The organism is Protofrankia sp. CiT1, from assembly GCF_917627335.1.
Taxonomy (GTDB): Bacteria; Actinomycetota; Actinomycetes; order Frankiales; family Frankiaceae; genus Protofrankia.
In genome coordinates this window covers 1,026-3,133 of sequence record NZ_CAKJTP010000132.1, presented here as the reverse complement: position 1 = coordinate 3,133, position 2,108 = coordinate 1,026, and the positions used below count along the sequence as shown (strand labels likewise).

Annotated in this window: 1 protein-coding gene and 1 pseudogene; both read right to left on the bottom strand. The window is 70.0% G+C overall.

Translation table 11 applies throughout. The annotated features are described in order from the left end of the window. Nucleotides 1–909: pseudogene (locus MJ785_RS17135) on the bottom strand (hypothetical protein); the annotation flags it as partial. Between the two features lie 65 nt (nt 910–974). Continuing rightward, nucleotides 975–1,991, bottom strand: coding sequence for a hypothetical protein (locus MJ785_RS17130; protein ID WP_239381771.1), 1,017 nt, complete (start codon nt 1,989–1,991; stop codon nt 975–977). Nucleotides 1,992–2,108 lie beyond the last annotated feature (117 nt).

Below are 2,108 nucleotides of genomic sequence, written 5' to 3'. Positions count from 1 at the left end.
ACGCCTCAGGGCGGTGATATTCGCCCACGCCGGCCCGAGTTCCGCCGGTGGCGGTCGCCGCGACACCGCCCCGCCGCCCCCGAACGCGCCGTCGCGGACCGGCGGCGAGATGGTCGCCGCGACCAGTTCACCGAAGGCTGGATCCAGCGGACCGGCGGAGGCCACCGAGACCCGGACGCGATACGCGTGGTCGGCGTAGCGACGCAGCGCCTCGGCGTACAACGGCTGTGCCTCGACGGCGAACGCGTCGGCCGGCACCGCCGCCCGGTACAGCGTGCCCGGTATCTCTGTCGCGAGCGCGGTGTACTCCCTGGCCAGCGCGCTGAGCGCATAGCGCAGGATGTCCGCCACCGGGTAGGGTTCGACGAAGAGGCTGATCAGCGTCGGGTACCGCTGCCGCGCCAGCGCGAGCCACACCGCCTCCCAGGAGCTGTCGCCGCCGGCGAACGCCGACACCGCAAAGCAGATCCGGCGCCCGGGAGCCGAGCCCGGGATGCCCGGCCGGCTACCCCAGCTGTGGGTCAGCCGTTTGCGGATCTCGGCCAGCCCGTCCGGGTGGGGTTCCACCGGCGCGAGCCAGCGCTGGACCTCGGCCGCATCGGCGAACGGCCTGGCCGCCACATGAGCCGGTGGCCTCGCCAGGCGCTCCCGCAGCGCGACCGCCGCGCGCGTGGCCGTGGCGTCGTCGGGAGCGAACACCCGCCCGAGCAGAGCGCAGGAGACGCTGCCGGAGCCGGGGTCGCTGAGGTAGCGCAGGTCGAAACAGGGCCGCTCATCGCTCCTTCGCCAGGCGGCAACCCACGCGGTCTCCGCGGTGCGGGCGTCGGCACGCCGCGATGGTTCGCCCAGATCGGTGTACAGGCCAGGGCTGCCCGCGCCGGGCGTGATCGGCGCGAGGCGGACCCCCACCCACGCCCAGCAGCCCTCCGGACCGGACCGCCGCACAATCCCGTCCCCGCGGTGGCCGTCCAAGGTCACTGTTGGTAGCGAGGTTCGTCACCGATCCGCCAGTCCCGCCCGCCGGGGCCCGCCGCCGGTGGGTACGAAGGCGGCTGCTGGTACGGCGGCGGGCTCTGCGCGGTGCCGTCGTACGGCCAGTTCTGCTGGCTGGGCTGACCCTGCCGCTGATCCATGGCCTGGTAAGGAGGCTCAGCCACTGGTGGTCCGCCGAAACCGGCAGGCGGGGCCATGGGAGCCGGCGGCGTCGGGTCGGCGTCGATCCGCGGCAGGCCCTGGGGAAATCCGTACGTGATGGGCACGTCCCGCCCCTCGATCGCGACGTACAGGCCCTCCCGGCACGCCGCGTGGACGGCTTCGCGCATGGCCCTGGGCCGTTCGGTACGCAACATGATCGTCTCTGGGTCAAGTCTGCCGATCATACCATTCACCAGATCAACAAGATATTTCCCGATCAGGATGTACCCGCGGCGCGAGCGCCACATCATCCAGCCGAGGTAGAGGCTCGTGCCGTAGCTGAACACCGACACATAGGCCGAGTAGCTTTCCTCGGTCAGCACGAGCCGGTTGCTGACATGCCCGGCACCGATGCCGGTGGACATGCGCCGGACCGTCCGATAGAGCGGAATCTGCCGATCGCGCAGGGCGCCCGCTATCTTGCTGTAGGTGGACTCCACGCTGTCGGTCCTGTCCTCCAGCAGTACCCGCCACTCAGCAATAGGCTCGGTGAACCGCGATAGCAGCAGGACCGCCCAGAACACGACACCGGCTATGACGGCGCCCACGCCCATGATGCCGACGCCCGATCCAGCACCCCCGCCCACCGTGGCGAACAGCCCGAGAAAAGCGAATACGAGCCAACCGAGAAAAGCCGCGGACAGCGCTCGCGCAAATAACATGACAATCACCTGCACACCGACGCTGTCGTCGAGTGACAGCTCGATCGGATGGTGGCGCAGTGTCTTGTCGAGGTAGGCGCCGTTACCGTCACCGCCGCGCCAACCAGGAATGTGCATCGCTTCCGCGTCGATCACCGTTCTCTCCTCACCGATCAGGCTCACTCGCCGGTACCGGATTCTGGCACGGCCACTCGGCCCACGATATCCACCAGGCGCCTACCAGCCGGCGATACCCGGCCAACCACGGATTCC